The following is a 24,249-nucleotide window of genomic DNA, read 5'->3' as shown; positions in this document are numbered from 1 at the left end:
ATCTCACTTAGGTTACGTCTTTGGGCGACCAGTGCCCCGGCAAATCATCGCGATTAACCGCAGCATGCGGCGCGCGAATTCCCGAAAAAACCTTCGCGGGCCCGGCCATAAGCTTGCTCAAAATCGGGTTTTTTCGCACCGAAGCTTTAAACTTTTCGATCTGCATCACATTGTCGATCCGACGATCCAAGAACTCCCATGTCGCGGTATTTCCCTCGCCGTCATCACCCAACCAATACAGCACGGTCGACGCATAAACACCTGATAGTGTTGCGCGTTTTGTGTACCAATTCACATCGTCCGACGTGTCGCCAAGGGCGTTCCAAATTGCATCACACGTGCCCCAAACAAGTTTCGACCCATCGGCTGCATTCTGGGGAAGTGCAAAAAGCGCGCTACCTTTGCGTACCGCCTCCTTGTCCGTGACGGCTTCAATGCGATAGCGAACGGCGGCGGTAATTTTGTCGCGAAAACGTAGGTTCGACATATCCGCAGCGGCCAGCCGCTCCAACATCATCGCGTCGCCCGCTTTGTGAAACGCAATCGCCAAATCAACCCCGCCACGCGGATAGGCGGCCTGTGCGTCTTCGGGCGAAATGCCCGCGTCCAACGCCGCTTCAGCCAGCGTCGCCGTGCTCCAACCGTCGAAGACAACATGCGGCAAAGCTGCTTCCAGCAGAGCCTCTTTGGTTTTCAATAACTGTTCCGACATCACACACTCCTTGCAGTCTTGCCCTGTGCTCGCGCCATACAATTAGGCAAAGTCTTGGGCCTTTATGCAAACCCAAAACCATATCGCTGGTGAAAACGATACCACCTGAATCAACGAAAGCGAAGAGGCGGACACCCCGTTTCCTCCCCAGTGCACTTTGCCAATAGGGGTTAAACCGGAAGCGCCGTGGTTTTAAATACCGTTCGAAGCGCAAAGTTACTCTGCATTTGCGCCACACCCGGCAAGCGCGCCAAATGACGACGATGGATTTGCGCAAAATCTTCGGTGTCGTGGGCAACAACCTTCAGCATGTAATCCGCCGTCCCTGCCATCAAATGGCATTCCAGAACATCGGGAATCCGCGTCACGGCTTTCTCAAATGCATCCAAAACTTCGTCGGTCTGCCCAGAGAGAGTAATTTCCACAAAAACGGTAGTCTGCCGCCCAACTTTACGCGGATCAAGAAGCGCGACGTAATCCCGAATGTACCCCTCCGCCTCGAGGTGCTGAACCCGCCGATGGCATGCCGAGGGGGAGAGATTGATCCGCTCTGACAACTCAGCATTCGTTATACGACCTTGCTTTTGGAGCACCTCCAAAATTCGACGATCTATACTGTCTAATTTCATTATTCCGCAGATTCCTTCGAATTTTATCGGCCATTTCCGTAGAATTATCCCAAAACTTATCCGATCAACGAAGAGAATTCAAAACAATTGCGTTGAGAAAGGCGCAAACTCTAACTTCAAACGGAGGAGAACCCATGCTAATCGGATGCCCAAAAGAGATCAAACCCCAAGAATTTAGGGTTGGAATAACCCCAAACGCCGCGCGCGAAGCGATCCAACACGGCCATCGTGTTTTGGTGGAAACCGACGCTGGCATTGGGTCCGGTTTCACCGATACAGATTATGTCGATGCTGGTGTCGAAATAAAAGACACCGCCGCCGAAATTTTCGCCCTTTCTGATATGATCGTAAAGGTCAAAGAGCCCCAATCCGTTGAGCGTAAAATGCTGCGCGAAGGCCAAGTTCTCTTTACATACCTTCACCTTGCCCCCGACCCCGAACAAACGCGTGACCTCTTGGCCAGTGGCTGCACAGCCATCGCCTATGAGACCGTAACTGACGCCGCGGGCGGGTTGCCCCTGCTTGCGCCAATGTCCGAAGTCGCGGGTCGCTTGGCCCCGCAAGTCGGCGCATGGACTCTGCAAAAAGCAAATGGCGGGCGCGGCGTGTTGATGGGTGGTGTTCCGGGAGTTTCGCCCGCCCGCGTTGTGGTCATTGGCGGCGGTGTCGTTGGCACCCACGCGGCGCGGATTGCTGCTGGAATGGGCGCGGATGTGACGGTTCTGGACCGCTCCCTGCCACGCCTGCGCTATCTTGATGACGTCTTTGGTGGCACCTTCAAAAACGCCTACGCGACAGCTGGGAATACTGCTGACTTGGTGACCCATGCTGACATGGTCATCGGTGCCGTCCTCGTTCCCGGTGCCGCAGCACCAAAACTTATCAGCCGCGCTCAGCTTTCGACGATGAAACCCGGCGCTGCTATCGTGGATGTTGCGATTGACCAAGGCGGTTGTTTTGAAACAAGTCACGCAACGACCCACCAAGACCCGATTTATGAAGTCGATGGCATCATGCACTACTGCGTTGCCAACATGCCAGGAGCTGTGGCGCGCACGTCCACTATCGCCCTTGGGAATGCGACGTTACCGTTCCTTCTCGCCTTGGCTGACAAAGGCTGGAAACAGGCCTGTACCGATGATCCGCACTTGCTGAATGGCCTGAACGTCCACGCCGGACAATTGACCTATTACGCGGTCGGCAAAGCGCTTGGGATTGATGTTTTGTCGCCAGCTTTGGCGATCAAATAGACAGAAATGGCCCGCTAAATTTATGCGGGCCATTTTTTAATTTCGACGAACCTATTTTTTGACGAGTGCGTCGCGAATTTCTACCAAGAGTTCGATATCTGTTGGGCCTGCGGGCGCTTCTTCCGCCGCCGCCTCCGCCTTCACGCTAGCATCCTTGATCTTGTTAACGCTGCGCACCAGTAAAAAGACAACATAGGCAATAATCAGGAAATTGATCACGGCCATGACGAAGGCCCCGTATGCAAATGTACCCGCGCCCGCTTCACGCGCGGCTTCGAGCGTCGCATAACTCGCGCCCTCAGCGCCGCCCGAAAGCACGAAAAATTTGTTGGTGAAATCCACCCCGCCAGTGAACAATCCGATGATTGGATTGATCAAATCGGTCACAAGTGATTTTACAATCGCCGTGAACGCCGCCCCAATTATAATCCCGACCGCCATGTCCATGACGTTGCCCTTGGCGATGAAATCTTTAAATTCTTTAAACATTTTATTTCCCCTAAGTTTAAACATTTGTGCCTCAGCTCGAGCACTAAGATTTTTCGGTTCCGTTCTAGATCAGTAACGACAGTTTACTTCGGCAAGCTGCCGGTCAGAACATAGCGCAGAATTTCGATCACTTGCTGAGGCGTTTCGATCACAGCAAGAGCCGCAGCATCCACTTCTTTGAGCGCATGTTGGTGGTCCGCGCCATGCATCACGACCAAGGATTTTCCGAGGGCCGCGGCAAAACCCGCATCAAAGGCAGCATTCCACTGGCGATAATTCTCACCAAACCGCACCACAACAACGTCGGCTTCTGAGATGGCCTTGCGGGTCCGAATAGCGTTGAGTTTTGCGCCCTTATGGTCGTGCCAAAACTTGTCAGTTTCCGCGCCCATAATTGCCACACCGCAATCGTCGCTGGCGCCGTGGTCCGTCACAGGGGAGGAGAACTCAATGTTCAAACCCTCAGCCCCCGCAATGATTTCCGCGCGCCAATCCGAATGGATTTCCCCCGAAAGATAGACTTTAAAACTCATGTCAACGCTCCCTTAAGCTAGCTGCGCAGAACGCCGCCCGTCGCTTTTTCGACCTTTTCCAATATTTTGGCCGAAATTTCTTCGATTTCCTTCACCTTCAATGTCGCGTCGGTCGGTTGCAAGCGCACCGTAATCGCAAGCGATTTTTTACCCGCGCCCATTTGGGATTCAGCTTTTTCGCCGGTGAATTCATCAAACAATATGACGTCCGAGATCAGCACCTTATCCGCGCTGGCCGCAGCATTGACCAATGTCAGGGCCTCAACCGATGTGTCCACAACGAAAGCAAAATCGCGCTCAACCGCTTGCAGGTCACTGGCAACAAGCGCCGCACGTGTGGCCTTGGTTTTGCGCGGGAACGGCGGCTGTTCAAGGTAGACTGTGAATGCTACGGCCGTGCCGTTGATCCCCATTTTCTCAAGCGTTTTTGGGTGAACCTGACCAAAGCTGGCCATAATTTTCTTGGGGCCAAGGCAAATGCTTCCGTTGCGCCCCGGATGCCACCAGCTATTTTTTCCGCGTAAAATCTGAACACGCGTTGGAGCGCCAATACTGGCCAAGATAGCTTCGGCATCGGCTTTTGCGTCGAACACATCAACCATGCGGCGTTCGCCGTGCACGTCTTTGGGCCCTGTCGCTCCGACCAAAAGGCCTGCGACCTGAATGTGTTGCTCTTCGGGTTCGCCGCCGTGGAACGCCGGACCGACCTCAAACAAGGCCAAATCGGCAACGCCACGCGCTTGATTGCGGGCGGCAGCTTGCATCAAGCCCGCTAAAAGGTCAGGCCGCATGTGGCTCATTTCAGAGGAGATCGGATTGGCCAACATCGTTGCATTCGACCCGCCGCCAAAGAGTTCGGCGCTTGCTTTGTCGATAAAACTATAGGTCACACATTCGTTGTACCCAAGCGCCGCCGCCGTGCGACGCGCCATGCTTTCGCGGCGGTGCATCGGTGTCAGAATCGGGCCGGGAACACCAACGGTTGCACGCGCCATCGGGCGCCCTTCAAGCTTGGTAAGCGACGCAATACGCGCGACTTCTTCGACCAGATCCGCGCTCCCAAGGACGTCGGGCCGCCAGCTGGGCACCCAAGCCATGTCGCCTTCCAGCACAAACCCTAGAGCCTCAAGGCTCGCACGTTGCACTTCGGGCTCGATTTCCATGCCGACCAAACTTTGCACGCGATCCGTATCCAATTTGTAAGCGCGGCTTACATCTGGAACTTCCCCCGCAGTCACAACATGGCTCACTTCGCCACCGCATAGGTCCAAAATCATCTGGGTCGCTAGCTCAATGGCGGGCGCGTTGAAGGCTGGATCAATGCCCCGTTCATTACGATAGCGGGCATCGGAATTAATCTTAAGCGCCCGTCCAGTTTTGGCGATCTGAATGGTTTCCCAGACAGCTGCCTCTAGGAAAACATTTACGGTTTCCTCGGTGCAACCACTCTCAAGTCCGCCCATAATTCCGGCGATGCTCTCGATCTGATTGTCGTCGGAAATCACAACCATACCAGCTTGCAATTCATAAGTTTTGTCGTCCAAGGCCACGATGGTCTCGCCGCCCTTGGCGCGACGCACCCGTAAATTTCCGTGTACTTTATCGGCATCGAAAACATGAAGCGGACGGTTTTGATCATAGGTAAAGAAGTTCGTAACATCGACAAGAATCGAAATTGGGCGCAACCCGATGGCAAGCAGTTGATCCTGCAGCCACTTCGGACTCGGGCCATTTTTCACACCGCGGATCATGCGGCCCATGAACACGTCACAGCCCTCGGCGCGCGTATCCTCATCAATCGACACGGTGATCGGGCTGTCGAATGTCCCCGCAACTTTTGCTACAGGTGCTGGTTTCAAAACTCCAAGGCCACGCGCGGCGAGGTCGCGGGCGATCCCCCGAATACCAAGCGCATCAGGGCGGTTTGGCGTAATGGCAATTTCGATCATCGGGTCAACTTTGGCGGGATCAACCTTGGCCAAATAGTCGATAAAACGGTCACCAACGTCCCCTTCGGGAAGCTCGATGATACCGTCGTGCTCCTCGGAGAGTTCCATCTCACGCTCGGAGCACATCATGCCAAAGCTCTCGATGCCGCGAATTTTTCCAACTTGAATTGTAATATCCAACCCCGGAATATAGGTGCCCGGCTTGGCAACGACCACTGTGATGCCTTCGCGGGCGTTTGGCGCGCCGCAAATGATCTGGGTTTCGCCATCGGCGGTGGCCACCGTACAGATGCGCAATTTATCCGCATCGGGGTGTTTCTCGGCCTTGACGACCTTGCCCAATCTAAAGTCGGCAAGCTTTGCTGCGGGGTCCGTCACCTCTTCAACTTCAAGTCCAAGATCGGTCAGAGCATAAAGGATGTCATCGAGCGGCGCGTCGGTTTCGAGATGCGTTTTAAGCCAAGAAAGCGTGAATTTCATGATTAATCCTTTGTTGGCGTGATCCCACGCCCTGCCAAATCTTCAACGACGTCAAAGCGTTCGAACACCAACATCATTTCAGGGTCAAAACCGCCGTTGCGGCCAAAATATGCGGAACGATAGGCTTTCCAATCGGCAAGGCTATTGCCCATGCCCTCGTCCATCGCCAACTCCCACGTCACATCGCAAAAGCGGTGCTGTTCGACCTTTGTGGTCTTGGTGACGAGGGCTGGCGCGCCATTCCATTCGGTCGCGATATCGCAACGGCCCACTTTAGGGAGCGCGTCTTTGTCGCCGCCAAATTCCGCCAAAGCCGCGCAATCCAGACGTTTGGTCCCAGCACGCACCAGCGTTAGTTGCGCCTCGCTGTCGGCTTTACTCTCGCCAAAACAATAGGTGCCCGCACCGGGGTATGTGTCGTTTAGGTTCTCAGTGTGATCGTTCATTTGCTCAAACCTCCCGCCAGTGACGGCATGTCTAGCGCGCTGAAACCATAGTGGCGCAACCAGCGCAGGTCGCTATCAAAGAAGGCGCGCAAATCTGGGATGCCATATTTCAGCATCGCAATGCGGTCGATCCCCATACCAAAGGCAAACCCCTGATATTTTTCGGGATCAACCCCACCTGCTGCCAAAACTTTAGGGTGCATCATGCCAGAACCCAGCACTTCCATCCAACCGTCGCCTTCGCCGATGCGCAATTGCCCGTCAACCCAGCTGCACTGGATATCAACTTCTGCAGAAGGTTCCGTGAAGGGAAAATGGCTGGAGCGGAAACGGGTTTTGATTCCGTCAATTTCAAAGAAGGCCGCGAAGAATTCCTCAAGCACCCATTTCAGATTGGCCATAGAAATATCTTTGCCAATGGCCATGCCTTCGATCTGGTGGAACATCGGCGTGTGGGTCTGGTCATAATCCGAACGATACACACGACCTGGCGCAATCACGCGGATCGGCGCACCGGTTTTTTCCATCTCGCGGATTTGAACGGGGCTTGTATGCGTGCGCAGCACGTGAGGCGCGCGCTCGTCATCGGCATCGCGGTGCATATAAAACGTATCAAATTCCTGCCGCGCGGGGTGGTGCGGCGGAATATTGAGGGCATCGAAATTATAAAAATCATTCTCGATCTGCGGGCCTTCGGCCACGGCAAACCCCATATCCGCGAAAATCGCGATTACTTCTTCTGTGACCTGCGAGACAGGATGAATTGTGCCTGCGGGACGCCCACGTGCGGGCAAAGTCACGTCGAGCCATTCGCCCTTCAAGCGCGCATCAAGGGCGGCGTCGCCTAAGGCTTCTTTCTTGGCGGCCAGTGCCGAATTTACCTCGTCCTTGAGAGCATTGAGCGCGGGGCCAGCTGTTTGGCGTTCTTCGGGTGTCATTTTACCCAATTCGCGCATTTTCAGGCTGATTTCGCCCTTTTTGCCCACCGCAGAGACCCGCAAGTCTTCGAGGGTTGCCTCATTGGTTGCCGAGGAGATTGCCTCAAGAAATTTCTGCCGAAGATCGTCCATGCCTGACCCCTATTCTGTCCCCCGCCGTGCTATCACATCGGGGGTTAAACGCAAGAAGCCGCCGACCCATCACAGGCCCGCGGCTTCAAATTTTCTTCTCGGTTCGAGAAGTCTTCGCGAGCGTTACGCCTTAAGCCAGAGCGGCTTGGGCTTTTTCAACGATCGCTGTAAACGCTTCTGGCTCGTGTACGGCGAGATCGGCGAGAACCTTACGGTCCACTTCGATTCCAGCCAACGAAAGGCCATTGATGAAGCGCGAATATGTTAGTGTTTCGTCGTGAGCACGCACGGCAGCATTGATCCGTTGGATCCAAAGCGCACGGAAGTTACGCTTACGGACTTTACGGTCACGTGTGGCGTATTGGTTTGCTTTGTCGACGGCCTGTGTGGCTGTTTTGAAAAGATTTTTACGACGGCCGTAAAAACCTTTAGCGGCGTCGACGACTTTTTTGTGGCGACGGTGAGTTACCTTACCAGATGTTACGCGGGGCATATCAGATTCTCCTTAACGAGCGTACGGCATCATCGTCTTGATGATTTTCGCATCAGGAGCCGACAAAACTGTGGTACCGCGCGCATTGCGCAGGAATTTGTTGGAACGTTTGATCATGCCGTGGCGTTTGCCAGCTTGACCTCCAACTACAAGGCCATTGGCCGTAACTTTGAACCGCTTTTTGCAGCTCGACTTTGTCTTCATCTTGGGCATTTCCGTCTCCTATTTGAATTCGGTGTAAACGCGACTCGGCATGCCACTTTCGGCCGGTCACGCAGTAAGAGCGCGTCGTATAGGACGCATTCCCCAGAGGGGCAAGCCCAAAACACGTGTTACAGGTATTTTCCGATGACGTGGGAGAAGACCCCGGGGATGTCTTGGATGACATACCCTCCGGGCTTTTGAATGACCGCGAAGGCAATCATTCCACCCGCGATCACGACTAAAACTGCGGGTGTTCGAGGGGGGCGCCCATCAAATATGGCACCTAGGATCGGCGGAATTGTAAATCCGCCGATCAAAAGACCGATAACGAGAAAAAGATCTGGATCCATAGACCCCTCCAAAGACTACTCTTTAGAGTAGTCTATTCAGGATCGATGTTCAAAATCAACCGTTCATCACAAGGTGCGACGCGTAGAATATTGGTTGAACCACGCACATTGAACGGAACACCCGCTGTCACCACGATCGAATCGTTCTCAGTTGCGAGACCAGAAGCACGCGCAGCCCGAGCCGCTGCGATCACGGCCATTTTGAAGCGATCCACGTTGTCAGAGTTGAAGCAATTCATGCCCCAGCTCAAGCAAAGGCGACGCAAGGTCTCCTTAACGGGTGACAAAGCAATGATTGGAACACGTGGACGTTCACGCGCCACCAACAGGGCCGTATTCCCAGATTGCGTGAAGCAACAAATCGCTTTGATGTCGGCCGTTTCCGCAATCTCGCGGGCTGCAGCAACGATACCGTCAGCAATAGAGACGCCTTTGAACTTGCGGCTTGCTTCAATCACTTCGCGGTATGTCGCGTCGCTTTCGACCTCAACGGCCACGTTGTTCATGGTTGTCACCGCTTCGATTGGGAAATCCCCAGCCGCGGATTCGGCGGACAACATGATGGCGTCGGCACCTTCGTAAATCGCGGTCGCAACATCGGAAACCTCGGCGCGCGTTGGCACGGGGCTCTCGATCATGCTTTCGAGCATCTGGGTGGCAACGATCACGGGTTTCGCGGCATTGCGGCACTTACGAATCAGGCGTTTCTGAATTGGTGGAACGTTTTGAACGGGCAATTCAACGCCCAGATCGCCACGGGCGACCATAATCCCGTCAGACACTGCAAGAATGCTGTCAAACGCGGTAACCGCTGCTGGCTTCTCGATTTTTGACAGAATAGCCGCACGGCCCTTGGCCAGTTCACGCGCTTCAAAGACGTCTTCGGGGCGCTGTACGAACGACAAGGCCAACCAATCCACGCCCAATTCACAGACAAATTCCAGATCGCGGCGGTCTTTTTCAGACAAGGCCGCCAATGGGAGAAGCACGTCGGGGACGTTCACACCCTTGCGGTTGCTGATAGTACCACCAACTTCGACCACACAATCGGCGAAATCTTCGCCGCGCGCTTCAACTCGCACGCGGATTTTGCCGTCGTTCACCAGAAGGGTCGAGCCCACTTCAAGCGCTTGGAAAATCTCTTTGTGCGGCAGTTGAACGCGCTCAATGGTTCCGGGGGCGTCTGAAAGATCGAAGCGGAACTTAGCGCCTACGGCCAATTCTTCGCCACCATCGTTGGCAAAAACGCCACAGCGCAGTTTCGGCCCCTGAAGGTCAGCCAAAATCGCAATCGGTTTGCCAGTATCTTCTTCGATTTGACGAATGATCTCGTGGCGCTTACGAATTTCTTCGTGGTCGCCATGGCTCATGTTCAAGCGGAATACGTCAGCCCCGGCTTCAAACAAAGCACGTATCATTTTATAGTCATTCGATGCGGGGCCCAAAGTGGCCACGATTTTTACATTGCGAGCGCGTGTCATTCGGCGTCGATTCCTCGTGTTAAAAAATAATTTCGGTGGGCCGCCCGCTATATGCCCCATTTTTTTTCAAAACACAACGGGCCATACATCCATCTGCACGACCACTTTAAATGCCTTTTGTAACCCATCTGTGACAGTGAGTGTCGTTGCGCTTTCTTTCGAGGCGGTTAATATTTGGCTACGTTCCCGTATTTTTTACTATAGGTGCTCTATGAATTTCAATCGCCCAGACATCGACGCGCAAACGCAACTCGAGCTAGAAGCCGCCGCCTTTCGAACTCTGCGCACACATCTTATAGAAAAAAGAACCGACGCGCAAAATATCGACATGATGAATTTGGCGGGGTTTTGCCGCAACTGCCTGTCGCGCTGGGTGCAAGAAGCCGCCAATGAACGCGGCATTGAGATGAGCAAAGACGAGGCCCGCGAGGCATATTACGGAATGACGATGGATGAATGGAAAGCCAATCATCAAACCGATGCGACTCCACAGAAACAGGCCGCGTTCAAACAAGCATTTAATGAGATTGTAGCGAAGAAATAGAAAGCCAGCGTGAGGGTTCAGGCTGGCTTCTATTGATTTAAATCGCGGCTTTACGACTTTCTTCAAGATAGATTTCGCGCAGCCGCACAGCAACCGGACCCGGCACACCTGCACCGACTTGAGCGCCGTCAATCTCGACCACAGGCATCACGAAGGTACTCGCAGAGGTCACAAAAGCTTCATCGGCGCCTTGGGCTTCGGCAATAGTAAAACTACGTTCTTCAACGGTCATTTGCGCCTCTTCGGCAAACCGCAAAACGGCGTTGCGGGTAATCCCTGCGAGGATTTCCGTGCCGAGGTGGCGCGTAATGATCTTGCCGTTTTTTACGATATAGGCGTTGTTGGAGGTGCCCTCGGTAACCATGCCATCCTCAACCATCCACGCATCATCAACGCCAGCTTTTTTGGCCATCATCTTGCCCATAGAGGGATAGAGAAGCTGGATCGTTTTGATGTCACGGCGTCCCCAGCGGATATCCTCAATCGAGATAACCTTGATGCCTTTTTTCGCCACAGGTGTGTCGGCAAGACCGGGTTTGTTTTGGGTAAACAACACGATGGTTGAAGGGGTCTCGTCGGGATCTGGGAAGGCAAAATCACGGTCACTTGGCGCGCCGCGTGTGACCTGCAAATAGATCATACCCTCATTGATATCATTCAAACGCACCAATTCGCGGTGCACCTCAAGGAGGTCCTCCATCTCGATCGGCAGGGCCATATCGAGTTCCCCAAGGGAGCGCGCAAGACGTTTGGAATGGCCCGCGAAATCAAGCAATTTGCCGTCCAAAACACTGGTCACTTCGTAAACGCCATCGGCCATCAAGAAACCACGGTCGAAAATTGAGATTTTGGCGTCAGCTTCTGGCAAATATTCGCCATTTACATAGACAGTGCGGCTCATGGTTCTCTCCTTATCCCCAGAGTGCCGCCGTTGACGGATGCACGCCTGAGTCGTCATAAAATAATGCGTTCTCACGGTCTTGCGATAACAAAAGCGGCCCGTCAAGGTCTGTTATCATCGCGCCTTGAGCCACAAGAACTGCAGGAGCCATTGCCAAACTACTCCCGACCATACAGCCGACCATAACGCGGTAACCCTCTGCAATCGCTTGTTGCTTAAGCTTTAGGGCCTCGGTCAGACCACCGGTTTTATCGAGTTTGATATTCACCACATCGTACTTGCCCTTTAGATGCGCAAGGCTCGCACAATCATGCGCACTTTCGTCTGCACAGACGGGTAAAGGGCGTGCAATTTCGGCCAACATATCGTCTTCTCCAGCGGGCATTGGCTGTTCAACCAACTCAACGCCCAAACGGATCAAATGGGGGGCAAGCTCGCTGTAAACTTCGGCGCTCCACCCTTCATTTGCGTCAACGATAATCCGCGATTTCGGCGCTCCAGCCCGTACGGCCTCAAGGCGCACCATATCATCTGGTGTCCCCAGTTTAATTTTCAAAAGCGGGCGAAAAGCGTGTTTCGCCGCCGACAATTTCATCTCTTCTGGGCTGGCGAGCGACAGGGTAAAAGCCGTAATTTCGGGTTTTGGTGCGTCCAGACCAGCCAGTTCCCATGCCCGTTTCCCCGAGCGTTTTGCGTCCAAGTCCCAGAGCGCGCAATCAACTGCATTTCGCGCCGCGCCTGCGGGCAGCATTTCTTGCAGGCTGTTGCGATCAACGGGAGTCTTCAACCCTTCAATCAGGGCCGTGACGTTTTCCAACGTTTCCCCATACCGCGCATAGGGCACGCATTCCCCCCAACCTTCGTGCTCGCCATCTTGAATGCGCACGGTCAAAACATGCGCATGAGTGCGACTGCCGCGCGAAATGGTAAAAACTTCGGCCAAGGCAAAGGTATCGGGGGAAACGGTAATTTTCATATTTGCAACCTATAGAGCTTCAAGCGCATCGACCAGCCGTTCTGCATTGTCGCGGAACGGGTCGACCGCGGGCATGCCCATACGTGCCTCAAGCTCAGACAGATAAGCCCGCGCTTCGTCTTCACTCATGCTGGCCGTGTTCACCGAAATACCCACAATTTTGCAAGCGGGGTTGACCACATGTGCAATAGGCAGACACATATCGCGCAAGGCTTCCAACGTCGGCAAAGTATAGCTTGGAAGGCCGCGCATATGTTTACGGGTGGGCTCATGTGCAAGGATAATCGCATCTGGCTGGCCGCCATGAATAAGCGCCATTGTGACACCGGAGTAAGAGGCGTGAAACAGACTGCCCTGCCCCTCAATCACATCCCAATGGTCCGGATCATTGTCAGGGGAAACATATTCAACGGCCCCCGCCATGAAGTCGGCGATAACGGCGTCCAGCGGAATACCTTGTCCCGTAATCAAAATACCGGTTTGGCCCGTGGCGCGAAATGTCGATTTCATCCCGCGCTTTTGCATTTCAGCATCAATCGCAAGACCCGTATACATTTTCCCAACCGAGCAATCGGTCCCCACGGCGAGCACACGTTTGCCCGTCCGTTTGACCCCGTTTGCAATGGGATAGTCGATTCCCGGAACGCGCACATCGTGGAGACTTGTTCCATGCGCCATAGAACTGGCCACCAAATCGGCCTCATGGCGCAGCAAGTTGTGCAAACCACTCGCAATATCAAAGCCCGCCTCAATAGCGGCAATGAGAATCTCTTTCCATGCGGGGGAAATAACTCCGCCACGATTGGCCACACCAATAACCAAAGTTTTGGCGCCAGAGGCTTTTGCCTCGGCCAATGTCATATCCGTCAGACCCAAGTCCGCTTTACACGTTGGCAACCGGAGTTGGCCGATGGCGTGATCGGGACGCCAATCTTTTATGCCTTGGGCAACTTTTGTGGCGAGTTGGTCCGGCGCATCGCCGAGAAAGAGAAGATAAGGTGTGGGAATCATGTTGCGCTCCTATGTTGGGGGGAGCATCCCTCATTTTGGTTAGAACTTCCTCTCAAGCTTCGCTCATTTCGACGTAATTTTAGAAGATTACACCGACAAGTGATAATAGTATGAAAGAAATGACGAACACTGATCTGAATTACGGAGATTCCTTTCATGTGCGGGCGATTGCTGCAGTTGCACAAAGGGCTTGCGATCCATCGCGCAAGAATATACCAAACCAAAAGCAACAATTGAAATAAACTTACGCACCCATTGAGGCCCCCATGAGTTTTCGCATACAACCTACCGCCCCTGCCCGTCCCAACCGCTGTCAGCTTTTCGGCCCCGGCTCGCGGCCCGCGCTCTTTGAAAAAATGGCCGCCAGCGCGGCGGATGTGATCAATCTTGATCTTGAAGACAGCGTCGCCCCTGCGGACAAAGCCGTAGCGCGCGCCAATATCATCGCCGCGATTGGGGACATTGATTGGGGCGATAAGCTACTATCCGTTAGAATCAACAGCCTTGATACGCCCTATTGGTATCGCGATGTTGTTGATTTACTTGAGCAAGCGGGCGATCGGCTGGATCAAATCATGATCCCCAAAGTTGGATGCGCCGCCGATGTCTATGCCGTCGACGCCCTCGTGAGTGCCATTGAAGCCGCAAAGGGGCGCAGCAAACGGATCTCCTTTGAGGTTATCATCGAAAGCGCGGCGGGCCTTTCTCATGTTGAAGAAATCGCGGCCTCCAGTCCACGGTTGCAAGCGATGAGCCTTGGCGCCGCCGATTTTGCCGCGTCGATGGGGATGCAAACAACGGGAATTGGTGGCACGCAGGAAAATTATTACATGCTGCGCGATGGGGTCCAACATTGGTCCGATCCGTGGCATTGGGCGCAAGCGGCGATTGTTGCAGCGTGCCGTACGCATGGGATTTTGCCTGTCGATGGACCTTTTGGCGATTTCTCGGACGATGAGGGCTATCGCGCACAGGCGCGGCGCTCGGCGACCCTCGGTATGGTTGGGAAATGGGCCATCCACCCCAAACAAATCGGCATTGCAAATGAGGTTTTCACCCCGTCGGAGGCGCAAGTTGCCGAAGCGCGCGAAATCCTCGCCGCGATGGACGCCGCCACCGCCAAGGGCGAAGGGGCCACGGTTTTTAAGGGACGTTTGGTCGATATTGCCAGCATCAAACAAGCGCAGGTCATTGTACGGCAATCCGAGTTGATACTGGGAACCTAAAGCCTATTGCCAAATTACTTGGCCCGATACGCCCCCCCGTTTCTGTGAGAAAGGTGGAGCTAAATCGAATCTGGCCAATCCACAGACATTTAGCTGTGCCTAACCCAACTACAGACATTGCAAATACCGCTGTAGATTGTCATATATCTGTGCAAAGCGACGTGGAGACGGCTATGAACAATTATCTCGAATTTGAAAAACCCTTGGCGGAAATCGAAGGCAAAGCCGAAGAGCTACGCGCGATGGCGCGGAAGAATGAAGAGATGGACGTAGAGGCAGAGGCCAAGGCGCTTGATGCCAAGGCGCAGACTCTTATGAAGGATTTGTATAAAAATCTAACGGCGTGGCGCAAATGCCAAGTCGCGCGGCACCCTGATCGCCCACATTGCCTCGACTATATTGAGCAACTTTTCACCGATTTCACGCTCCTAGCAGGCGATCGGAACTTCGCAGACGATCTCGCGGTTATTGGCGGCCTTGCGCGTTTGGGCGGCCAAGCCGTTGTGGTTATCGGCCAAGAAAAAGGTTCCGACACAAAATCCCGCGTCGAGCGGAATTTTGGCATGGCGCGGCCCGAAGGCTATCGCAAAGCGATCCGTTTGATGGACCTCGCCGACCGTTTCAACCTTCCCGTCATCACACTCGTTGATACAACCGGTGCGTTTCCGGGCAAAGGGGCCGAAGAGCGCGGCCAATCCGAAGCCATCGCACGTTGCACAGAAAAATGCCTCAAACTCGGCGTACCCATGATCACGGTTGTGATCGGGGAAGGCGGATCGGGCGGGGCCGTTGCTTTGGCGGCGGGCAATACGCTCGTGATGCTAGAGCACTCGGTTTATTCCGTGATTTCCCCGGAAGGCTGTGCGTCGATCCTTTGGAAAGATGCCGCGCGGATGCGAGAAGCGGCCGAGGCGCTCCGGATTACAGCACAGGATTTGTTAACACTTGGCGTGGCGGACGAAGTTATTCCAGAACCCATCGGCGGCGCACATCGCGCTCCGCATGCGACAATCGCGGCGGTGGGCAAAGCGATCGAGAAACACCTAAAGGTGCTGGTTAAAAAGAAACCAGAAGTCCTCATCAAGGAACGCCGCAAAAAGTTCCTCGACTTGGGTGCAAAAGGCCTTTCCGCCTAGCCAATCTACCACATTGTATTTGCGGCGCGAGCAGACCAATCACGGTCATAGCTTGCGCCGTCAAAGTCCCCACCCGTTTGCTCGCGCAGAATATCCCCCATGCTGGGCAACCCTTGTGTCTCATCTTCACCGCTCCAAAGGTTCGCACGCATCAACGCGCGGGCACATTGCGAGTAAATCTCTGAAATCTGATGGATGATCGCACTGCGCGGCGCACTGCCTTTTGTCACAAAGGTTTCGAGCAAAGGCGCATCAACCGTTACTTTTGCGAGGCCATTCACGCGAATAACGTTGTGACTGCCGTTCACGAAAAACATCAACGACACACGCGGATCGCGCACAATATTACGTAGCGAATCCATCCGGTTGTTGCCGCGCCAATCTGGCAACGCCAAGGTAACAGGGTCCAACTCGCGCACAACGGGGCCGTCATCTCCGCGCGGGCTTGCATCCGTTCCTTCGGGTCCAACAGTCGAGAGGATGCATAACTTAGAGCGCTCTATCCATGCGCGATAGGCTGGTGTGATACAGGCTGCCACCTTCTCAAGCGATGCGCCCCCCGGTTTTCCATAGAGCCCTTCCAGCGCTTCAATGTCGGTGATGAAATCCATTGCCCAGAATCCTATGTTGTGTGACTGCCCAAAAAACCAGCCTCAATTGCCAAGCGATCCGACGCAGGTTCAATGATGTTTTCGAGTCTCTCCATGAATTCCTTGGTCGCCAAACCTGGGGCAATTGGTGGGAAAAACTCAACGACTGCCGTACCCGGTTTGCGATAAATCCCGTGGCGCGGCCAAAACACTCCAACGTTGGTGGCGGCAGGGACGCAGGCTTGACCCGTTTGGGTATATAGAATGCCTACACCCGCTTTGTACTGGCGCTCCACGCCCGGTGCGACACGCGTTCCTTGGGGATAAATGATTAATTGACCGGGAAGTTGTGCGCCAGACTTCACATCCGCAATCATCTTTTTGATCGCCGCGCCCCGTTTGCCACGATCCACAGGAACACAGCCGATACGCATTCCGTACCACCCCAAAATCGGCGCAAACCTTAGGATCGCTTTCATAATGAACTTCGGACGCGGCACTTCGGAGACAATCATAATGATATCTAGAAAGCTCTGGTGCTTGGAAGCAATCAACACTTCGTCCGTCGGAATTTCTCCACGCACTTCGGTTTTCAATCCAATCATCCACGCCGCGCTCCAGCGTACATAGCGGCAATAAGCATGCACGCCGTGGAACGCATAGTCGCGATTAAACACGGCGCGCGGCGTGTAATACAACGCGAGCACAAACATCATCACATACATCTGAATGCTAAACAGAAGGGATCGAACCCATTGAATGGCGCAAGTCATGTGAGCCCTTTCAAAACGCGCAGAGCGGAATAGCGGGTCGCGCTATAAGCGACGAGCGATGATAAAACGGGCACAAGCATGGGATAGAGCCAGTGGAAACCTTGAAAGCCAAGCCCTGTGAGAAATCCGCCCGCAGCGTCGGTGCGGGGGAGGAAGGCGATAGCGGTTGTTGCGAATAGGGTGCCAATAGCCGCGCCAACAAAGGCCCGAATTGTGAAGCGGCGCACGAAAGCGCGTGCGATAAAGATGTCACGCGCCCCGACCAAGCGAAGGACGCCTATTATTTGTGCGTTTGCCGCAAGGGCCGAGTTTGCCGCGAGGGTAATCATCGCGCCCGTTGCCGCCGTAATAAGAGCAATCGAAATCAGGCCGAGCATCCGAAGCCGCTCCGCAGCTTTCACAAGGGGTCGCCGCCAGCGCGTATGATCGTCAAGAACGGCTCCCGGAGCTTCCGCGCGCAGTCGAAGGCTCAACCCTTCAGCATCGTAGCCCTCCTCGTCTTCCAAAACCTCGATCAATTGGGGGATCGGCAGGGTTTCGATGGGTAAATCAGGCCCAAACCATGGGGCAAGGAGCGCCTTTTGTTCCTCAAGGTCAAAGGCCCGCGCAGAAGCAACGCCTGGGGTCGTTTCCAACACCCGAAGCGCGGCTTGCGTCTGTGCCTCGACTTGTCCTAACGGGGCCGAAATACGGACGGTGGCGGTGCGGGCCAATTCAGAGGCCCAGCGGTTTGCCAGCCGATCCGTCGCCAACGAAAGCGCCAGCGCAAACACCGCGAGAAACCCCATAGCCCCCGCGGTAAACAACGTCAGCGTCGCCGTAAAACCTGCGGGTGGAACGACGTTATGTGAAGCTTCGCCACCGTCAAGAAACCGCGTCACCCGCTCAAGAAGGGCCCTCATAGGTCGGCTCCTGCAAGGTGTAGCGTTTTGTCTGAGATGCGCAAAACCCTTGCATTTACTTGCTTTTTGGCCGTCCGGATCAGATTGAGATCATGCGTTGCAATCATAATCGTTTTGCCCATCCGATTAAGTTCCACCAAGAGCGACAGCAGGCGTTGGGACATTTCCCAATCGACATTCCCCGTGGGTTCATCCGCAAGGATCACATCGGGCGATTGAATGACCGCCCGCGCGAGTGCAGCGCGTTGCCGTTCGCCGCCAGAAAGTTCCGGTGGCCGGAAGGTTTTACGCTTATCCAACCCGACCCATTGCAAGAGGTCATTCATGTCTTCCATGTTCACTTGGCGCCCCGTCACCGCCAGAGGCAACGCCACATTTTCGGTCAACGACAGGTGGTCGAGGAAATTACAATCCTGATGAACCACCCCAATGCGGCTTCGATTATGGGCGATGTCATCGCGACTCATGGTGCTGACATCTTTGCCAAACACCTGAACCTGCCCCGAGGTGGCGCGCAATTGCATGTAGCAGAGTTTCAGAAACGTTGTCTTTCCGGCCCCCGAAGGACCCGTCAGAAAGTGGAATGAACCCGGTGCAAGTTTGAGCGACAAACCAGAGAGTAAGTCTCCTCCGCCATAGCCATAGGAAACATTTTGAAGTTCAATCACCAGCGAGTCCTTATCGGTTAATCTGCCACAGTTTTGCCCAAGCGCGCGAAAGGTTGCAATGGCTGTGGCCAAAACCTTTGTGTTTTCTTTTCCGCCTGTTAATGTTTCTCGCAAGAGTGGAAACAATAAACGCGGAAAATCCGCACGACAGGAAGGAGTAGCGATGAGGCTGATTTGCCCTAATTGCGATGCCCATTATGAGGTCGAAAGCCGTCTCATCCCCGAAAACGGGCGCGATGTGCAATGTTCAAGCTGTGGTGACACGTGGTTTCAAGCCGCAGCAACGCAAGATGACAACATAAAATCCGACCTCGAAGACGACATTTTTGCCGAGAATGCGGATCAAACGGGTGACCAAGATGCCCCTGAAATAGAAGAGATTGTGGAGGCTGAGCCTGCAGCGCAAGCGGAGTCTGAGACAACGACGGCACAGGGACCGGAACGTGCGAGCCTTGATTCGACCCTCATGCAGGTCTTGCGCGAGGAAGCGGAGCGGGAAACCCAAGCGCGCCTTAGCGAAGGTGGTGCAAACCTTGAAACCCAAACCGATATGGGCTTGGAAGCGCCAGAGCAACGCTCAAAGAGTTTTCCAGACGAACCCGATGTTGAAGAAGCTGTTCGCGAGCGTACAGCGCGGTTGCGCGGCATAGAGCCCGAGGATGTGTCCGATGGCTCTCCGAGTTCGCGCCGCGATTTATTGCCAGACATTGAAGAAATCAATTCCACATTGCGCGCCACATCCGATCGTAAAACCGGCGTTTCAAAAGAGACTGACGAAGAGGCCCCAAACAAGCGAAGTGGTTTTCGCACAGGTTTTAGCCTGATTATTGTTCTCGTGGCAGCCTTGCTTCTGGTTTACACTTTTGCTCCGCAAATCGGGGCCAAAGTGCCCGCAATTGATTCAGCGTTGAAATCGTTTGTGCGGAGTGCGGATCAAGGTCGCGTAAAGATCGATACCCTTATGGAAACGCTCATCGCCAAAATCAACACCGACGAAGCCCCCAGCCAGTAGGCGGGCTTTTCGGCCATTTAGAATTGATCGATTAGGCGGCGGAGGTATTCCAATTCTTGGTCTGGGCGGGTTTTGTCCCCTTCGCGGCGGCGCAATTCGTCTAGCAATTCGCGTGCACGACCATAGGGGTTTTCGCCATCGGCAAAGGGGCTGTCACTGCGGGACGCCCCGCTTGTTCCGGGCGCGCGTCCGAGGGGGTCGCCACCGTCACGCCCTTCGCCCTGTGCGGTTTGGCCATTCTCGCCCTCAGCGCTATTGGTGTCTTCCGCCATGGCCTGACCAAGGGCACGCATCCCTTCGCGCAATTCTTCTATCGCCTCTGATTGACGGTCCAAAGCGAGCGGAATGTCTTCGTCTTCCAGCGCATTTTCGGCCTCTTCCATTGCCCGCCCCGCGCGGTCAAGCGCTTCGCGGGACCCGCCATCGCTTCCCTCGCCTAAAGCCTGCTCTTGGCGGCTCAATTCATCCCGAAGGGCTTGCTGCCGTTGCGCCAACGACTCGCTCCCACCAGGTTGGCCTTGATCGGTTTCCTCGTCGCCGTTGCCGCCCCCCTCACCAAGCTGTTGTTCGCCTGTTGCGCCCTCCCCTTCTTGGCCGTCCTCGCTTGGCTGCGCCGAAGGATCTTGGCCCTGTGGGGTGGACGGGTTGTAGCGTTCTTGGAGGTTGCGAAAAGCTTCATCCGAGAGGTCTTGCTGATCGCGAAGGGTCTCTTGCAGGTCTTCCATCGCACGTTCGGCAGGTGTTTGTGGGCCGTTGCCTTCGCCACCCTGCGTGACTTGCATATTTTCCATCATCTCGCGCAACATCTCAAGAAGTTGCTGAGCTTCAGCCATCCGACCCTGCTCCATCAAGTCTTGAATTTGATCCATCAACGCGTCAATCTCGTCTTGCGTCACATCCGTGGAGTCTTGATTTTGGGCATTCTGTTGATCTGGATTTGGCTCTGAATTCTGGGCGAGTTGTTTGACATAATCGTCCATCGCTTCGCGCAATTCGTCCATCAACTCGGCGATTTCTTCGTCACTGGCCCCGCGTTCCATCGCTTCTGCGAGACGATCTTGCGCGCGTTCCAGACGCGCCTTTGCATCCTCAAGACCGCCTTCTTCAATGCGCAGCGCAATCTCCCACAGCGCATCGGCAATCATCGTTTGCTCTTGAGGATTTAGCCCGTCGATATTTGCCATTGTGAGGCGTTGCAGGGCGACACGCAGCATAAGAAAGCCACTCTCGTCGAGGTTCATATCTTGGGGAACATGCATCACGGCCCGCAAAACCTGCTCGGCACGGAGCCCATTGCTGCGCGCCCATAAAATGTCGCGTCGGGCTTCGACAACACTTGCCGCAAGCGGGTGAAAAAACTTGCGTTTTGGAAGGGTCGTTTCCACAATCTCAATTGCGCTCGTTTGCTCTAAATCATCCTCGACTTGCAGCGCTAAGGTTACCGGCAACCCCGCCCAAAGATTTGGCGCGAAATCTTCAACAGCCGTTTCGGTAAAATCGGCCGACTCCGCTGAAAAAGCAAGGGGAAGGTCCAACACCAAATCCTCCTGCGGATCAGGTTCGGCCTGCAGGCCATAGCGCCGGTCAACTGCGTTTAAATCGAGCGTGACGTGCAGAGTTCCAGCCGCCACACCATAGTCGTCACTGGCCCGAAATTCTTGGCGCAACTCGCCGTCCAACGTGGCCACAGGGGGCGCGGAAAGCCGCACTTCCGGTGCCGCATCCGCGAGCATTTCAATACTCCAATCGCCTCCATATGCGCCCTTGATGGAGAGATCACCCGACCGTTCAACCGAAAGGGAAAGCGAGGTTGTGCCGCCAAAATCGGCAGAGGCTTGAGCGGTTGTTGGCAGCGTTCCAATGTTTTGTTTCAGGGAGTTTGCACTGGATTCGTCATAGAACCGAAGGGCAATAACACTGCCCTCAGGGACTTGAAGGTCCGAACGTGCGATCAGGTCGTTTAAATAAAGCGTGGGTTTGCCCGTATAGCTTGGCGGTTGAATCCAGCCTTCCCATTGGGCCCCAGCTTCTCCCTGTCCCGCGAGGAGGTTGTCCGAAAGGATTGTCACGGAACCAAAATACTTAGGCGCGCCGAAAATCACGGCGGCCAATAGAGCGGTAACGGCCATCAAGCGCAGCCCGTTTGGATCGCGATCCGCGAGGCGCAAATCGGGCCAAGGGGCCTGCGCACTCGCCGTTTTCGCTTCCATCCTGCGCAAATGCGCCTCCCAAACCGCGCGCGAGGCCGGATCGTCAAGGCCCACAGTTTGCGCATCAGTCAAAGCCGCAAGGGGCTGGCCCACAAGGGTTGAATCCAACCGTGCCAAGGATTCGGAGCGATGCGGGAACCGAAAACGAGCAACAGCCCGTACAAGAGTCGCGAGGAGAAGAACACTGACAGCCGCAAGCAACCCCACGACCACGACAAACGGCAGGCGCTCCTGCACACCGAAAAGAAACGCCGCTACGAGTGTAAAAACAAGGCTATATACGGGCCAAAACGCGCGCAAGAACCGTTCGGCCACAAGTCCGGCCCACGTAAACCGAAGGGGCCAACGAAGGCGTTTCGACAGATTATTTTGCGCATCGGCCGACTTCAAGAGCACATCTCCGCAGTGATTTTGGCCAAGGACTAACCTAAAGCCATGAAGGAACCGTATCGCGATCAATCATATCTTGGAAGGTCGGACGTGCCCGAATGACAGCGAATTGATCACCATCGACCAAAACCTCTGGAATAAGGGGCCGCGAATTGTATTCACTGGCCATAACCGCGCCATAAGCCCCTGCCGAGCGAAATGCCACTAGGTCGCCCGCAGTCAATGGCGGCATATTGCGCCCCTTGGCAAAGGTGTCGCCACTTTCACAAACGGGCCCAACGATATCGTATTTCGCCTGCTCAACCCCAGGTACGGCCTCAATCACAGGAATAATGTCGTGATGCGCGCCATACATGGACGGGCGGACAAGATCATTCATCGCGCCGTCGATAATGAGGAATTCGCGGTCCTCTCCCGACTTCACATAGATTACTTCGCTGACCAAAATGCCTGCATTCCCCGAAATCAGACGCCCCGGTTCAATCTCGATTTCGCATCCCAAATCGCCCAAAACGTCCTGAATGAGGGCGCCGTATTCCTTGGGCAAGGGAGGGGCTTCGTTGGAGCGTTCGTAAGGAATGCCCAAGCCGCCGCCCAAATCCAAGCGGGTGATTTCGTGGCCGTCTTTGCGCAGGACTTCGGTGAGTTCACGTACCTTTTTGTAGGCTTGCTCAAATGGCTCAAGTTCAACCAACTGGCTACCAATATGAACATCAATGCCCATAATTTTCAGCCCTTTAAGACTAGCGGCCAGCGCATAGACTTCCCGTGCCCGTGAAATCGGAATGCCGAATTTATTCTCGCTTTTTCCGGTCGCAATTTTCTCATGGGTTTTAGCGTCAACGTCGGGGTTCACCCGAATTGCAATCGGCGCGATAACATTCAGCGCCAGCGCTGCTTTATTCAGCACAATCATCTCGGGTTCGGATTCGACATTAAACTGGCGAATACCGCCGATTAGAGCCGCGTCCATTTCCTCGCGGGTCTTGCCCACACCGGAAAAAACAATCCGGTCGCCCGGAACGCCCGCCGCTTTGGCCCGCGCATATTCGCCACCCGAAACCACATCCATACCCGCACCTTCTTTGGCCAAAAGGGTTAGGATCGCTTGGTTGGAATTGGATTTCATGGCGAAACAAACGAGGTGCTCCATCCCTGAAAGCGCATCATCAAACAGTTTAAAATGCCGACGGAAGGTTGCCGAGGAATAGAGATAAAACGGGGTGCCGACCGCCTTTGCAATCTCAGAAACGCGCACATCTTCAGCGTAAAGTTCGCCGTTACGATACAGAAAATGGTCCATTGCCGCGCCTTTCAAATGCCTCCCCCAAAAGGGGTTTTTTCGCTCATACCAGACCGTGCAACTATTTCAAACGAAACCCGCGATAAAAACGCAGGTTAGGCATGAAAGGGAAAAAATGCTAAACTTTAACAAAACGGGAGGAAGCAATGGAACTAGGTGCATTTTCAGTCAGCCTCAATGTGAAAGACCTTCAAGTCTCACTCGCATTTTATGAAAAACTGGGCTTTGAGATTTTTCACGGAGACGTGGCACAGGGGTGGCTCATCCTTCAACATGAGACAACCACTATTGGCCTTTTCCAAGGCATGTTCCCGCGCAATATCCTGACATTCAATCCAGGCTGGGACTCGCAAGCAAAGCCGTTGGACGACTTTGACGACGTTCGGGCGCTTCAAAAGGCTTTCGCGGAGCGCGGGTTGGATGCAGGACAACCGATTGACCCCGACTCGCAAGGCCCCGCTAGTTTTATGATTGTGGATCCGGATGGCAATCCAATTCTAATTGATCAGCACGTTTAAGCA

At 54.4% G+C, this 24,249-nt stretch carries 26 protein-coding genes; 6 read left to right on the top strand and 20 right to left on the bottom strand.

Annotated elements, in window-relative coordinates; all coding sequences use genetic code 11:
- Nucleotides 1-7: 7 nt before the first annotated feature.
- Together AB9F27_RS05780 and AB9F27_RS05775 are read right to left on the bottom strand one after the other, a co-directional pair.
- The gene (locus tag AB9F27_RS05780) at nt 8-712 is read right to left on the bottom strand and encodes a COQ9 family protein (protein ID WP_335583732.1); all 705 of its coding nucleotides are present in this window, start codon (nt 710-712) and stop codon (nt 8-10) included.
- A 170-nt stretch (nt 713-882) separates the two neighbouring features.
- A complete protein-coding gene (locus tag AB9F27_RS05775) occupies nt 883-1,341 on the bottom strand; it encodes an Lrp/AsnC family transcriptional regulator (protein WP_039001871.1) in 459 nt (152 codons plus the stop codon).
- Between the two features lie 134 nt (nt 1,342-1,475).
- Between AB9F27_RS05775 and ald the strand changes: the two genes are divergently transcribed.
- Nucleotides 1,476-2,591, top strand: a complete 1,116-nt coding sequence (gene ald / locus AB9F27_RS05770; protein ID WP_335583733.1) for an alanine dehydrogenase — start codon at nt 1,476-1,478, stop codon at nt 2,589-2,591.
- Between the two features lie 51 nt (nt 2,592-2,642).
- On the opposite strand, the gene mscL is transcribed toward ald, so the two are convergent.
- From mscL to pyk, 9 genes are all read right to left on the bottom strand, one after another.
- The gene (mscL, locus tag AB9F27_RS05765; protein ID WP_335583734.1) at nt 2,643-3,080 is read right to left on the bottom strand and encodes a large conductance mechanosensitive channel protein MscL; all 438 of its coding nucleotides are present in this window, start codon (nt 3,078-3,080) and stop codon (nt 2,643-2,645) included.
- Nucleotides 3,081-3,163: 83 nt separating this feature from the next.
- Entirely contained in the window at nt 3,164-3,613 is a 450-nt protein-coding gene (locus AB9F27_RS05760; protein WP_335583735.1) for a YtoQ family protein, read from the bottom strand.
- 17 nt (nt 3,614-3,630) lie between these two features.
- Complete coding sequence (gene pheT / locus AB9F27_RS05755; protein WP_335583736.1) at nt 3,631-6,042, bottom strand: phenylalanine--tRNA ligase subunit beta; 2,412 nt, start codon at nt 6,040-6,042, stop codon at nt 3,631-3,633.
- Nucleotides 6,043-6,044: 2 nt separating this feature from the next.
- Complete coding sequence (locus AB9F27_RS05750) at nt 6,045-6,488, bottom strand: ASCH domain-containing protein (protein WP_039001866.1); 444 nt, start codon at nt 6,486-6,488, stop codon at nt 6,045-6,047.
- The gene (gene pheS, locus AB9F27_RS05745; protein WP_335583737.1) at nt 6,485-7,558 is read right to left on the bottom strand and encodes a phenylalanine--tRNA ligase subunit alpha; all 1,074 of its coding nucleotides are present in this window, start codon (nt 7,556-7,558) and stop codon (nt 6,485-6,487) included. Before pheS ends, AB9F27_RS05750 begins: the two co-directional genes overlap by 4 nt.
- A 130-nt stretch (nt 7,559-7,688) precedes the next feature.
- Nucleotides 7,689-8,051 carry a 50S ribosomal protein L20 gene (gene rplT / locus AB9F27_RS05740; RefSeq protein WP_039001864.1) on the bottom strand — a complete coding sequence of 121 codons (363 nt, stop codon included), beginning with the start codon at nt 8,049-8,051 and terminating at the stop codon, nt 7,689-7,691.
- Nucleotides 8,052-8,063: 12 nt separating this feature from the next.
- Nucleotides 8,064-8,264 carry a 50S ribosomal protein L35 gene (gene rpmI / locus AB9F27_RS05735; RefSeq protein WP_039001863.1) on the bottom strand — a complete coding sequence of 67 codons (201 nt, stop codon included), beginning with the start codon at nt 8,262-8,264 and terminating at the stop codon, nt 8,064-8,066.
- A 119-nt stretch (nt 8,265-8,383) separates the two neighbouring features.
- Nucleotides 8,384-8,605 carry a hypothetical protein gene (locus AB9F27_RS05730; protein WP_039001862.1) on the bottom strand — a complete coding sequence of 74 codons (222 nt, stop codon included), beginning with the start codon at nt 8,603-8,605 and terminating at the stop codon, nt 8,384-8,386.
- A 32-nt stretch (nt 8,606-8,637) separates the two neighbouring features.
- Entirely contained in the window at nt 8,638-10,086 is a 1,449-nt protein-coding gene (gene pyk, locus AB9F27_RS05725; protein WP_335583738.1) for a pyruvate kinase, read from the bottom strand.
- 211 nt (nt 10,087-10,297) lie between these two features.
- Between pyk and AB9F27_RS05720 the strand changes: the two genes are divergently transcribed.
- On the top strand, nt 10,298-10,630 hold the full coding sequence (locus AB9F27_RS05720) for a DUF1244 domain-containing protein (protein ID WP_335583739.1): 333 nt from the start codon (nt 10,298-10,300) through the stop codon (nt 10,628-10,630).
- A 37-nt stretch (nt 10,631-10,667) separates the two neighbouring features.
- On the opposite strand, the gene AB9F27_RS05715 is transcribed toward AB9F27_RS05720, so the two are convergent.
- The 3 genes from AB9F27_RS05715 to dgcN are packed head-to-tail and all read right to left on the bottom strand — an operon-like array spanning nt 10,668 to nt 13,518.
- Nucleotides 10,668-11,531 (bottom strand): D-amino-acid transaminase, encoded by an 864-nt coding sequence (locus AB9F27_RS05715; RefSeq protein WP_335583740.1) that lies wholly within the window; start codon nt 11,529-11,531, stop codon nt 10,668-10,670.
- 10 nt (nt 11,532-11,541) lie between these two features.
- Nucleotides 11,542-12,507 carry an N-acetyl-D-Glu racemase DgcA gene (gene dgcA / locus AB9F27_RS05710; RefSeq protein ID WP_335583741.1) on the bottom strand — a complete coding sequence of 322 codons (966 nt, stop codon included), beginning with the start codon at nt 12,505-12,507 and terminating at the stop codon, nt 11,542-11,544.
- A 9-nt stretch (nt 12,508-12,516) separates the two neighbouring features.
- Nucleotides 12,517-13,518, bottom strand: coding sequence for an N-acetyltransferase DgcN (gene dgcN / locus AB9F27_RS05705; protein WP_335583742.1), 1,002 nt, complete (start codon nt 13,516-13,518; stop codon nt 12,517-12,519).
- A gap of 266 nt (nt 13,519-13,784) precedes the next feature.
- Between dgcN and AB9F27_RS05700 the strand changes: the two genes are divergently transcribed.
- Both AB9F27_RS05700 and AB9F27_RS05695 read left to right on the top strand, forming a co-directional pair.
- Nucleotides 13,785-14,744, top strand: a complete 960-nt coding sequence (locus AB9F27_RS05700) for an L-malyl-CoA/beta-methylmalyl-CoA lyase (protein WP_335583743.1) — start codon at nt 13,785-13,787, stop codon at nt 14,742-14,744.
- 173 nt (nt 14,745-14,917) lie between these two features.
- Complete coding sequence (locus tag AB9F27_RS05695; RefSeq protein ID WP_335583744.1) at nt 14,918-15,880, top strand: acetyl-CoA carboxylase carboxyltransferase subunit alpha; 963 nt, start codon at nt 14,918-14,920, stop codon at nt 15,878-15,880.
- 5 nt (nt 15,881-15,885) lie between these two features.
- On the opposite strand, the gene AB9F27_RS05690 is transcribed toward AB9F27_RS05695, so the two are convergent.
- The 4 genes from AB9F27_RS05690 to AB9F27_RS05675 are packed head-to-tail and all read right to left on the bottom strand — an operon-like array spanning nt 15,886 to nt 18,813.
- Nucleotides 15,886-16,491: a pyridoxamine 5'-phosphate oxidase family protein gene (locus AB9F27_RS05690; protein WP_335583745.1), complete on the bottom strand. Its 606-nt coding sequence runs from the start codon at nt 16,489-16,491 to the stop codon at nt 15,886-15,888.
- A gap of 11 nt (nt 16,492-16,502) precedes the next feature.
- Nucleotides 16,503-17,243: a lysophospholipid acyltransferase family protein gene (locus AB9F27_RS05685; RefSeq protein ID WP_335583746.1), complete on the bottom strand. Its 741-nt coding sequence runs from the start codon at nt 17,241-17,243 to the stop codon at nt 16,503-16,505.
- On the bottom strand, nt 17,240-18,145 hold the full coding sequence (locus AB9F27_RS05680; protein WP_039001854.1) for an ABC transporter permease: 906 nt from the start codon (nt 18,143-18,145) through the stop codon (nt 17,240-17,242). The genes AB9F27_RS05685 and AB9F27_RS05680 overlap by 4 nt, the downstream gene beginning before the upstream one ends.
- A complete protein-coding gene (locus tag AB9F27_RS05675; RefSeq protein ID WP_335583747.1) occupies nt 18,142-18,813 on the bottom strand; it encodes an ATP-binding cassette domain-containing protein in 672 nt (223 codons plus the stop codon). Before AB9F27_RS05675 ends, AB9F27_RS05680 begins: the two co-directional genes overlap by 4 nt.
- 163 nt (nt 18,814-18,976) lie before the next feature.
- Here AB9F27_RS05675 and AB9F27_RS05670 point away from each other — a divergent pair, with 163 nt between their 5' ends.
- The gene (locus AB9F27_RS05670; protein ID WP_335583748.1) at nt 18,977-19,825 is read left to right on the top strand and encodes a zinc-ribbon domain-containing protein; all 849 of its coding nucleotides are present in this window, start codon (nt 18,977-18,979) and stop codon (nt 19,823-19,825) included.
- Nucleotides 19,826-19,842: 17 nt separating this feature from the next.
- On the opposite strand, the gene AB9F27_RS05665 is transcribed toward AB9F27_RS05670, so the two are convergent.
- Together AB9F27_RS05665 and lysA are read right to left on the bottom strand one after the other, a co-directional pair.
- Nucleotides 19,843-22,425 carry a TIGR02302 family protein gene (locus tag AB9F27_RS05665; protein WP_335583749.1) on the bottom strand — a complete coding sequence of 861 codons (2,583 nt, stop codon included), beginning with the start codon at nt 22,423-22,425 and terminating at the stop codon, nt 19,843-19,845.
- A gap of 37 nt (nt 22,426-22,462) precedes the next feature.
- Nucleotides 22,463-23,728, bottom strand: a complete 1,266-nt coding sequence (gene lysA, locus AB9F27_RS05660) for a diaminopimelate decarboxylase (protein ID WP_335583750.1) — start codon at nt 23,726-23,728, stop codon at nt 22,463-22,465.
- 146 nt (nt 23,729-23,874) lie between these two features.
- Between lysA and AB9F27_RS05655 the strand changes: the two genes are divergently transcribed.
- Nucleotides 23,875-24,246: a VOC family protein gene (locus tag AB9F27_RS05655; RefSeq protein WP_335583751.1), complete on the top strand. Its 372-nt coding sequence runs from the start codon at nt 23,875-23,877 to the stop codon at nt 24,244-24,246.
- Nucleotides 24,247-24,249: the final 3 nt, after the last annotated feature.

This window comes from Falsihalocynthiibacter sp. CO-5D18, from assembly GCF_041205445.1.
GTDB classification, from domain to species: Bacteria; Pseudomonadota; Alphaproteobacteria; order Rhodobacterales; family Rhodobacteraceae; genus Falsihalocynthiibacter; species Falsihalocynthiibacter arcticus.
Note: the sequence above shows the minus strand (reverse complement) of the source record. Positions and strands in the feature narration are given on the sequence as shown.

Coding starts and splice junctions, on each gene's coding strand:
- AB9F27_RS05780 (WP_335583732.1), bottom strand. CDS start 712: ATGTCGGAACAGTTATTGAAAACCAAAGAGGCTCTGCTGGAAGCAGCT.
- AB9F27_RS05775 (WP_039001871.1), bottom strand. CDS start 1,341: ATGAAATTAGACAGTATAGATCGTCGAATTTTGGAGGTGCTCCAAAAG.
- ald (WP_335583733.1), top strand. CDS start 1,476: ATGCTAATCGGATGCCCAAAAGAGATCAAACCCCAAGAATTTAGGGTT.
- mscL (WP_335583734.1), bottom strand. CDS start 3,080: ATGTTTAAAGAATTTAAAGATTTCATCGCCAAGGGCAACGTCATGGAC.
- AB9F27_RS05760 (WP_335583735.1), bottom strand. CDS start 3,613: ATGAGTTTTAAAGTCTATCTTTCGGGGGAAATCCATTCGGATTGGCGC.
- pheT (WP_335583736.1), bottom strand. CDS start 6,042: ATGAAATTCACGCTTTCTTGGCTTAAAACGCATCTCGAAACCGACGCG.
- AB9F27_RS05750 (WP_039001866.1), bottom strand. CDS start 6,488: ATGAACGATCACACTGAGAACCTAAACGACACATACCCCGGTGCGGGC.
- pheS (WP_335583737.1), bottom strand. CDS start 7,558: ATGGACGATCTTCGGCAGAAATTTCTTGAGGCAATCTCCTCGGCAACC.
- rplT (WP_039001864.1), bottom strand. CDS start 8,051: ATGCCCCGCGTAACATCTGGTAAGGTAACTCACCGTCGCCACAAAAAA.
- rpmI (WP_039001863.1), bottom strand. CDS start 8,264: ATGCCCAAGATGAAGACAAAGTCGAGCTGCAAAAAGCGGTTCAAAGTT.
- AB9F27_RS05730 (WP_039001862.1), bottom strand. CDS start 8,605: ATGGATCCAGATCTTTTTCTCGTTATCGGTCTTTTGATCGGCGGATTT.
- pyk (WP_335583738.1), bottom strand. CDS start 10,086: ATGACACGCGCTCGCAATGTAAAAATCGTGGCCACTTTGGGCCCCGCA.
- AB9F27_RS05720 (WP_335583739.1), top strand. CDS start 10,298: ATGAATTTCAATCGCCCAGACATCGACGCGCAAACGCAACTCGAGCTA.
- AB9F27_RS05715 (WP_335583740.1), bottom strand. CDS start 11,531: ATGAGCCGCACTGTCTATGTAAATGGCGAATATTTGCCAGAAGCTGAC.
- dgcA (WP_335583741.1), bottom strand. CDS start 12,507: ATGAAAATTACCGTTTCCCCCGATACCTTTGCCTTGGCCGAAGTTTTT.
- dgcN (WP_335583742.1), bottom strand. CDS start 13,518: ATGATTCCCACACCTTATCTTCTCTTTCTCGGCGATGCGCCGGACCAA.
- AB9F27_RS05700 (WP_335583743.1), top strand. CDS start 13,785: ATGAGTTTTCGCATACAACCTACCGCCCCTGCCCGTCCCAACCGCTGT.
- AB9F27_RS05695 (WP_335583744.1), top strand. CDS start 14,918: ATGAACAATTATCTCGAATTTGAAAAACCCTTGGCGGAAATCGAAGGC.
- AB9F27_RS05690 (WP_335583745.1), bottom strand. CDS start 16,491: ATGGATTTCATCACCGACATTGAAGCGCTGGAAGGGCTCTATGGAAAA.
- AB9F27_RS05685 (WP_335583746.1), bottom strand. CDS start 17,243: ATGACTTGCGCCATTCAATGGGTTCGATCCCTTCTGTTTAGCATTCAG.
- AB9F27_RS05680 (WP_039001854.1), bottom strand. CDS start 18,145: ATGAGGGCCCTTCTTGAGCGGGTGACGCGGTTTCTTGACGGTGGCGAA.
- AB9F27_RS05670 (WP_335583748.1), top strand. CDS start 18,977: ATGAGGCTGATTTGCCCTAATTGCGATGCCCATTATGAGGTCGAAAGC.
- lysA (WP_335583750.1), bottom strand. CDS start 23,728: ATGGACCATTTTCTGTATCGTAACGGCGAACTTTACGCTGAAGATGTG.
- AB9F27_RS05655 (WP_335583751.1), top strand. CDS start 23,875: ATGGAACTAGGTGCATTTTCAGTCAGCCTCAATGTGAAAGACCTTCAA.